Below are 8432 nucleotides of genomic sequence, written 5' to 3'. Positions count from 1 at the left end.
CTCGATGACCAGCTCGCCGGAGCCCTTCTGCTTCAGGGCCTCGTCGAGGTGGGCCTTGAGGCCCATGCCGCCGTTGACGCCGTTGATCGCGGCGATCCGGTCGAGCCAGACGGCGGTGGACTGGTTGGAGACGCGGCTGCCGCCCGGCTCGGCCGCCGCGTGCGCCGACCACTCGGGGTTCACGTACCCCTTGGCGCCGACGTACGGGTTGTCGAGCTTGCCGCCCGGGGGCGGGGTGGTGGGGGGCGGCGTGGTCGGGGGCGGAGTGGTGGGATCGCCGCCACCGCCGTCGACGTTGCAGGTGACGCCGTCGAGGGTGAAGGTCGCGGGGATCGCGTTGGTCCCGCTGTAGGTGCCCTGGAAGCCGAAGCTGGTCGAGGCGCCGGTGGCGAGGGTGCCGTTGTAGCTCTCGTTGGTGGCGGTGACGGCGGTGCCGCTCTGGGTGATCTTCGCGTTCCAGCCGCTGGTGACCTTCTGGTCGCCGGCGTAGGACCACTTCAGCGACCAACTGGACATCGCGGCACTGTTGTTGGTGATGGTGACGGCGGCGGTGAAGCCGGTGGACCACTGGTTCTGCACCTGGTAGTCGACGGTGCAGGGCGCGGCGGAGGTGCCGGCGTTGGCGGGTGCGACGGCGAGGGCCATGCCCGTGCCCCCGGCGACGAGGGTCAGGGCGGCGAGCATCGCTGTTCTGCTGCGGCTCATGATGTGGGGTTTTCCTCCTGTTGGGGAACTTGCCGAGGCGACTTACGGGTTGAGGGCGCGCAGATGGTCGCGCAGCCCGGCTCCGTACGCCGTGGGCGTACCGTCGTAGTCGGAGATCAGGGACGGACCCGAGGAGCAGTCCCAGGTGTTCCAGGTCCATCCCAGGTAGGACAGGTTGTGGTCGTCGAACCACTTCATGACCTGGTCGACGAACCCGTGCGAGCAGGTGTTCTCACCGATCTCCCCCGCGACCAGCGGCACCTGGGCCGCGACCGGGGCGATCGTGGAGTTCCAGCAGCTCTCGTTCGAGCAGGTGTTGAAGTTGTAGACGTGGTAGGCCGCGACGAGATTGCCGGCCGGGTCGGTCGGCCTGTACGTCAGCCACTGGCTCAGGTCGTTGGAGTACGCGAGCCCGCCCGCCATGATCACGTTTTTTGCGCCGGTGCCGCGCACCGCGTCGACCAGGTCCTGCATGCCGGCGACCTCGTAGCCGATGCCGGGGCAGGTGCCGCCGTCGCGCCAGCACTTCCAGGCGTCGGTGACGCTGGAGGTCGCCCGGTCCGGGTACGGCTCGTTGAACAGGTCGAACACGACGGACTGGTCGTCCTTGAAGGTGCTCGCGACCGACTTCCAGAACGACGGGGTGTACTGGGCGTCGGGCATCGGCTTCTGGCAGGTGGCGTGCACGTCGGAGCAGCCCGCCGAGTTGCCGGTGTACTGGCCGTTGGTCCAGTGCAGTTCGACGATCGGGGTCATGCCGTGCGCCTCGACGCGGGCCACCAGGTCCCTGACGGCGCCGATGTAGTTCGCGCCCGCGTACTCGGGCTTGATGTCGGAAAGTCCCAGCCAGCACTCCTCGTTGAGGGGGATACGGACGGCGTTCGCCTTCCAGTCGGCGATCGCCTTGACGGCGGCGTCGTCGACGGGGCCGTCGAAGATGCCGTAGCCCTGGACGCACATGAACTCGCCGCCGGACCGGTTCACGCCGAGCAGCCTGCGGTTCCTGCCGTCGGCGTCCACCAGCTTGTTGCCCAAGACGTGCAGCGCGGGGGCCGTGCCGCTCGCCGGCGGGTCCGTCGGCGGCGGTGTCGACGGCGGTGGCGTCGTCGGCTCGGAATCCACGTTGCAGGTGGTGCCGTTGAGCTTGAACGTGGTCGGCACGGCGCCGGCGCCCGACGAGGAGCCGAGGAACCCGGCGCTGACGCTCGCGCCGGTGCCGAGGGAGCCGTTCCAGCTCTCGTCGGCCGCGGTCACCGTCGTACCGGACTGGGACCACTTGGCGTTCCAGCCCTGGGTGACCTTCTGGCCGTCGGCCAGGTCGAAGGTCAGGCTCCAGCCGGTCAGCGCGGCACGGTTGTTGGTGATGTTCACGGCGGCCTGGAAACCGGTCGCCCACTGGTTGGTGACGGAGTACTCCACCGTGCAGGCGGGTGTGGCTCCCTGTGCCGTGACCACCGGAACCACCACGCTCCCGACGAGCGCGACCGCACCGGCGACGGCTAAAAGTACTGAATGCGGGGGGTGTCGCATGAGCGACTCCTTGCAGATCGGGCGTGCCGTGACGGACGCGTCGACTGATGGAACCGCTCCCACTGGTGCGAGTGAAGGTAGCGCCAAGTGACGGCAAAGAACAGGGGGGTCACGGATTTTCGCCGACTTTCCCTCAACCGTGCAGCACAGGAGGGGGTCGGCCGGCGGGCGAATCATTTCGACCCTTCAAGTACTTGACCGGCCCCACCCCCGTCCGCACTATGGGAGCGCTCCCACTGGTTCACGGCTTGTTGCTCCTCCCCCACCTTCTTCTCCGAGCCGCAAGGAGGAACCAGCACATGCACTCCAGACGCAGACGCCGCGGCACACGGCGTTTGTGGACCGCCTTAGTGGCGGCCCTCGCGCTCCCGACGACCATGCTGGCCACGGGTTCCACCGCCGCGCACGCGGCGGGACTTCAGTGCAGCGTGGACTACAGGACCAACGACTGGGGCTCCGGCTTCACCGCCGACCTCGCCATCCCCAACCGCGGCACCGACGCCATCAACGGCTGGACCCTGACGTACGCCTACTCGGGCAACCAGAAGCTGTCGAACGGCTGGAACGGCAGCTGGTCGCAATCCGGGCAGTCGGTCACCGTGAAGAACGCCTCGTACAACGGGACCATCGCCGCCGGGGCCGCGGTGAACACCGGCGCCCAGTTCAGCTACAGCGGCACCAACACCGCTCCCACCGGCTTCGCGATCAACGGCACCACCTGCGCCGGCGCGCACCAGCCGCCGATCACCGTGCTGACCAGCCCGACCGCGGGCGCCACCACGCGCTCGGGGGGTGGGTTCGGCGGAGGCCGCGTTCGGGCGGACGGCGGGTTCAGGCGCCGGCCGGCCTGCGGAACGCCCGCAGGGTGAACACCGGGTCGGGGCGCGGGCGGTCCTGGTCGGGGAGCGCCGCCAGGTGTGCGGCGAAGCTCTCGGCGAGAGGTTCACCGGGCGGCAGCGTGACGAACCAGCCGCGTCTGAGGTCGGCGATGGTGCGGCGGGGGCTGCGGCCCTGCCCGCGGCCCGTGAAGCGGGCCTGCCCGGCCGGCACCAGGCCGTGCTCGGCCGCGTATCCGGCGACGCGGTCCGCGGCGTCGCGGGCGGCCGGGCTGGGCGGCCGGGCGGCGAGGACGGCGTCGACGTCGCTGCCGACGTTGTGCGCGGCGGCCTTGTCGACCGTCGTGACGTACACGCCGCCGGGCTCGAGCACCCGGGCGCACTCGGCCACGATGGCCCGGGCGTCGGCGGGGGTGGGTGCCAGGTGCAGCAGCCAGACGCTGGTGACCGCGTCGAACCGGCCGTCCGGGAAGGGCAGGCGGCGGCTGTCGGCGAGGACGACGGCGCCGGGCAGGCGGGTGGCGGCCTGCCGGGTCATCGCGGGGGCCCGGTCCACGCCGGTCACCCGCGCCCCGTCGCGGGCGGCGGCCAGGCGGCGGGTGACGATGCCGGTCCCGCAGCCGACGTCCAGCAGTCGCCGCGTGTCCTCGGGCAGCAGGCCGAGGACCGCCTCGGCCGCGGCGGCGGCGCGGGGCTCGCCGCCGCGGGAGGCGTCGTAGCGTTCGGCTTCCTTGTCGTAGTCCAGCACGCGGCTCCCCCCTCCGGGCGCGGCTCAGCTCGCCCCGTGGACCCCTGCCAGGTCCTGGACGCGGCGGGCGAGTTCGAAGTCCTTGTCGGTGACGGCGCCGCCCGCGCTGTCCGTGTTCACGGCGAGGGAGACGGTGTTGTAACCGAGGGTGAGGTCCGAGTGGTGGTTCAGCTCCTCCTGCACCTGGGCGATGTGCACCACCATCGCGGTGGCCGCGAAGTGCGAGCCGAGCCGGAAGGAACGGGTGAGGCGGTCGCCTGCGACGGACCAGCCGGGCAGTTCGGCCAGACGGTCCTCGATCTCCTTCTGCGACAGCGGTTCCACGGGCATGGGCGCGTTTCCCTTCCTGGACGTCACGGCACCTGCGCGGTCCTGTTCAGACTGCCACAAGACCGGCGGTGCGTCGCTGGTCGCAGGGGCCGCGCGTGCCTCGGGGCTCAGGGGTCCTTGCACTATGAGCGTCCGATCAGGTCGCGTGGTCTGGTGCTGGGGGTACCTCCCACGCCGTTCGGGCAGCGGGGGAGCATCGCAAGGCGCCGGAGCGCCCTGGTAGCGGAGCTACCTGGGCGTTTCGGCAACGCGGCGAGGTGCGGTGCCAGGCCGCGCGACCCGGGCGGGCATAGTGCAAGGACCCCTCAGTCGGGCACGCATTCGGCGGCCAGGTCGTCCGCCAGCGCGGCGATCCGGTCCCGGCCCTCGACCTGCCGCACCCAGGCGTGCGGCAGGCCGTGGTCGCCGTACCGGGCGCCGAGGATGTTGCCGCAGACGGAGCCGGTGGAGTCGCTGTCGCCCGAATGGTTGACGGCCAGCAGCAGCGCGTCCGCCACACGGGGGACGGCCAGCGCGCTGTAGACGCCGATGGCCAGCGCCTCCTCGGCGATCCAGCCGCCGCCGAGCCGCTCGAGTCTCTCCGGGGTGGGGCTGCCCTGCGCGGCCAGGTCCAGGGCCTGCTCCAGGGCGGCGGTGGTCTCCTCGTGGCCGGGATGCCGGGCGAGCAGCCGCAGGGTGCGCAGGACCGCGCCCTCGACGGAGTCCCCGGCCACGATGTGGGCGACGATCGCGGCGAGCGCGCCGGCCGCGTAGTAGCCGGTGGGGTGGCCATGGGTCATCTGGGCGCAGCGGGCGGCCATGGAGAAGGCCGTCCCGGGGTCGGTGCGGGTGAGCCCGAAGGGCGCCGAGCGCATCACGGCGCCGCAGCCCTTGGAGTCGGAGTTGACGGGTCCGGGCCGCCCGAGTTCGGCCTCGAGGTCGGGCACGAAGTCCTGCGCGAGGCCCGACAGGCAGGCGTTGCCGGGGGCACGGCGCGCATACAGCCACCGCTCGGTGACCAGGCCGCCGCGCGGACCGGCGTAGGAGCCGCCGCCGGTGGGCCGGGCGAGCTCGCTGTCCTCGGGGCCGGTGCGCAGCTGGGTCTCCAGCCAGCGCGCGTAGGCCCAGCGCACCATCCGGGACCAGCCGCCGCCGATGCCCTTGCGCCGCTCCCGCTCGTGGGCCTGCCGGACGCCCTCCACGGTGAACAGGGTCATCTGGGTGTCGTCGCTGATCAGTCCGACCGCCCCGGCGCCGCCCGGGGAGGGCACCAGGCCGGTGACGCCGTGCGGGCCGTGCGCGGCACGGATGCGGTCCAGGGAGCTGAACTCGACCGGGTAGCCGAGGGCGTCCCCGACGGCACCGCCCAGCAGGCAGCCGCGCACTCTGGCCCGGTACACCGCCGTCGCCTCCCAGGACGGCCTCCATGGCCCGTTCATGTGCGCCCCCTCATCGACAGCTGTTCGACTACGGTCGTACTCATGACCATTGTCGCGACCGGTGCCCCCGTGCCTCCCACCGCCCCCGCCGGTCAGGGCGTGGGCCCGCTGCTGCGGGCCTGGCGGGAGCGGCGGCGGGTCAGTCAGCTGGAACTCGCTCTGCGTGCCGACTCCTCGGCCCGGCACATCAGTTTCATCGAGACCGGCCGGTCACGGCCCAGCGAGGAGATGGTGCTGCGGCTGGCCGAGCACCTGGACGTGCCGGTGCGGGAGCGCAACGCGCTGCTGCTGGCCGCCGGTTACGCACCGCACTACCCGGAGACCGCGCTGGACGACCCGGCGCTGGGCGCGCTGCGGGAGGGCCTGGAGCGGCTGATCCGGGGCTACGAGCCGTATCCCGCGCTGGTGGTCGACGCCGTGTACGACGTGGTGGCGGCCAACCGGGGCATCACCATGCTGCTGGAGGGCGTCCCCGAGGCGCTGCTGACCCCGCCGCTGAACGCGATGCGGCTGACCCTGCACCCGGAGGGTCTCGCGCCGCGCATCCGCAACCTGCGCGAGTGGCGCGGGCATCTGCTGGCGCAGATGGGGCGTCAGATCGCGCTGCACCGCTCGGGAGCGCTGCGCGCGCTGTACGAGGAGGTGGCGGCCTTCCCGGTGCCGGAGACGGACGGCGCCGTCGTGGAGGAGCCGGAGGAGGACGTGCCGTACTTCGCGCTGCCCATGCGGATCGAGCACGAGGGGCGGGTGCTGTCGTTCGTCTCGTCGATCTCCACCTTCAACACGCCCATGGACGTGACGGTGGCGGAACTGGCGATCGAGACGTTTCTGCCGGCCGACCCGGCGACGGTGAAGTACCTTCACTCCATGGTGTCTTGAGGCACCGTGAGAGACTGCTGGCTGGACTTCGGCGCGTTCGGGGAGGCGTGGCGTGAGTGAGCGGCGGCCCGCGCCCACCGTGGGCCAGGTGGTGCTCGGCAGGAGGCTTCAGGAACTGCGGGAGGCGGCCGGCCTGTCCCGCGAGGAAGCGGCGCGGGTGCTGCGGGTGGCCGCGGCGACCGTGCGGCGCATGGAGCTGGCCGAGGTCGCGCTGCGGATCCCGTACGTGCAGATGCTGCTGCCGACGTACGGGGTGGGCGAGGAGGAGGCCGCCGCGTTCGTGCGGCTCGCCGAGGAGGCCAACCAGCCGGGCTGGTGGCAGCGGTTCCACGACGTGCTGCCGGACTGGTTCAGCCTGTATGTGAGCCTGGAGGGCGCCGCCCGGCTGATCCGCTCCTACGAGCCGCACTTCGTGCCCGGACTGCTGCAGACCGAGGAGTACGCACGGGCCGTGCTGGAGGCCGGGACGGTCGGGCAGACCGGCCCGGAGTCGATCGAGCGGCATGTGTCGCTGCGGATGGCCCGGCAGGAGCTGCTGGAGCGGGACGACGCGCCGCACCTGTGGGTGATCGTCGAGGAGACGGTGCTGCGGCGGCCGGTGAGCATCCGCGGCGCGGTGATGCGCGGGCAGCTGGACAAGCTGCTGGAGTACACCGAGCGGGACCGGGTGACGGTGCAGATCGCCGAGTTCGCGGACGGTCCCCACCCGGGTACGTACGCGCCGTTCTCGCTGTTCCGCTTCGCCGAGCCGGAGCTGCCGGACATGGTCTACACCGAGTATCTGACCGGCGCGCTGTACCTGGACTCCCGCAAGGAGGTCGCGGCGCATCTGGAGGTGCTGGACCACATGACGGCGCGCGCCGCGTCGGCGGAGCGCACCCGCAAGCTGCTGCGCGAGTGCCGCGAGAACTTCTGAGACCTTCCGTTCGCTGTCCTTCTTCCCACTTCCAACGCCCCGACCGAGCCGAGGAGTCACAGCCGTATGACCGGATCCGACGCAGCGCCCGTCCGTCTCGACACCGGCCGCCCGCACCCGGCGCGGGTGTACGACTGGTGGCTGGGCGGCAAGGACAACTACCCGGTGGACGAGGAACTGGCCCGCCGGATCCTCGCCGTCGACGAGACCGCCGTGCGCGGGGCGCGCGCCAACCGCCGGTTCATGCACCGGGCGGTCCGGGTGGCGGCCGAGGCCGGGATCCGGCAGTTCCTCGACATCGGCACCGGTATCCCGACCGAGCCCAATCTGCACCAGGTGGCCCAGCGGATCGCGCCGGAGTCGCGGGTCGTGTACGCCGACAACGACCCGATCGTGCTGCGGCACGCGCAGGCGCTGCTGCGCGGCTCCGCCGAGGGCAGCACCGAGTACGTGCACGCCGACGTCCGCGACCCCGACACGATTCTGCGGGCGGCCGCGGAGACGCTGGACCTCTCCCGGCCGGTCGCCCTGTCGCTGGTCGCGCTGACGCACTACCTGGGTGACGCGGCCGACGGCGACGACGTGCACGGTCTGCTGAAGCGGTACGTCGACGCCCTCGCGCCGGGCAGCCATCTGATCCTGTCGCAGGTGACACCGGACCTGAACCCGGAGGCCGTGGCGAAGGCCGCCGGCCTGTTCCGCCAGGGCGGCACCCCCTTCCACCCCCGTTCCCTCGCCGAGTTCGCCCGCTTCTTCGACGGCCTGCGGCTGCTGGGACCGGGCGTCATCCCGGTCACCGGCTGGCGCCCGGAACCGGAGGACGTGGCAGCCCAGACGGAGGGCATCGTGCCCGTCTACGCGGGCGTGGCCATCAAGCCCTGACCGGCCACCGGCCCGGCCGGGGGCGGCTCCGTGCGGAACCGCTCGCGGCTCACGTTCGCTGCGCCCCGGGCGGCCGGACCCGTCCCGGGCCACCGCCCCTGGATCAACACGTGTACGCGGCCCTCCCTGCCCGACCGCGCGCGGGCAGGGCCGTACTCGGCCTGCCACCCACGCCACCAGGACCACGC

Annotated in this window: 8 protein-coding genes and 1 pseudogene; 4 read left to right on the top strand and 5 right to left on the bottom strand. The window is 72.2% G+C overall.

Annotation, left to right across the window (positions count from 1 at the left end; genetic code table 11):
• Positions 1–705, bottom strand: a 705-nt coding sequence (locus R2S09_RS28255; protein ID WP_316744064.1) for a cellulose binding domain-containing protein, incomplete at its 3' end; no start/stop codon positions are given.
• A 42-nt stretch (positions 706–747) separates the two neighbouring features.
• Positions 748–2235, bottom strand: a complete 1488-nt coding sequence (locus R2S09_RS28250; protein ID WP_316744063.1) for a cellulase family glycosylhydrolase — start codon at positions 2233–2235, stop codon at positions 748–750.
• 299 nt (positions 2236–2534) lie between these two features.
• Here R2S09_RS28250 and R2S09_RS28245 point away from each other — a divergent pair.
• Positions 2535–3026 (top strand): annotated as a pseudogene (locus tag R2S09_RS28245) (cellulose binding domain-containing protein); the annotation flags it as partial.
• A gap of 40 nt (positions 3027–3066) precedes the next feature.
• Here R2S09_RS28245 and R2S09_RS28240 read toward each other — a convergent pair.
• From R2S09_RS28240 to R2S09_RS28230, 3 genes are all read right to left on the bottom strand, one after another.
• Entirely contained in the window at positions 3067–3819 is a 753-nt protein-coding gene (locus R2S09_RS28240; RefSeq protein ID WP_306192892.1) for a class I SAM-dependent methyltransferase, read from the bottom strand.
• A 24-nt stretch (positions 3820–3843) separates the two neighbouring features.
• Positions 3844–4149, bottom strand: a complete 306-nt coding sequence (locus R2S09_RS28235) for a 4a-hydroxytetrahydrobiopterin dehydratase (RefSeq protein WP_306192891.1) — start codon at positions 4147–4149, stop codon at positions 3844–3846.
• A 305-nt stretch (positions 4150–4454) separates the two neighbouring features.
• Positions 4455–5567 carry an ADP-ribosylglycohydrolase family protein gene (locus R2S09_RS28230; RefSeq protein ID WP_316744060.1) on the bottom strand — a complete coding sequence of 371 codons (1113 nt, stop codon included), beginning with the start codon at positions 5565–5567 and terminating at the stop codon, positions 4455–4457.
• Between the two features lie 42 nt (positions 5568–5609).
• Here R2S09_RS28230 and R2S09_RS28225 point away from each other — a divergent pair, with 42 nt between their 5' ends.
• The 3 genes from R2S09_RS28225 (at position 5610) to R2S09_RS28215 (ending at position 8244) form a co-directional block, all read left to right on the top strand.
• Positions 5610–6446: a helix-turn-helix domain-containing protein gene (locus tag R2S09_RS28225; RefSeq protein ID WP_316744059.1), complete on the top strand. Its 837-nt coding sequence runs from the start codon at positions 5610–5612 to the stop codon at positions 6444–6446.
• 52 nt (positions 6447–6498) lie between these two features.
• Positions 6499–7362, top strand: a complete 864-nt coding sequence (locus R2S09_RS28220; protein WP_306192887.1) for a helix-turn-helix transcriptional regulator — start codon at positions 6499–6501, stop codon at positions 7360–7362.
• Positions 7363–7428: 66 nt separating this feature from the next.
• Positions 7429–8244: an SAM-dependent methyltransferase gene (locus R2S09_RS28215; RefSeq protein ID WP_306192885.1), complete on the top strand. Its 816-nt coding sequence runs from the start codon at positions 7429–7431 to the stop codon at positions 8242–8244.
• Positions 8245–8432 lie beyond the last annotated feature (188 nt).

The sequence above is a fragment of the Streptomyces sp. MK7 genome, assembly GCF_032658145.1.
GTDB lineage: Bacteria > Actinomycetota > Actinomycetes > Streptomycetales > Streptomycetaceae > Streptomyces > Streptomyces spiralis.
The sequence above is the reverse complement of the archived record's forward strand: the minus strand, read 5'-3'. Positions and strand labels throughout refer to the sequence as shown.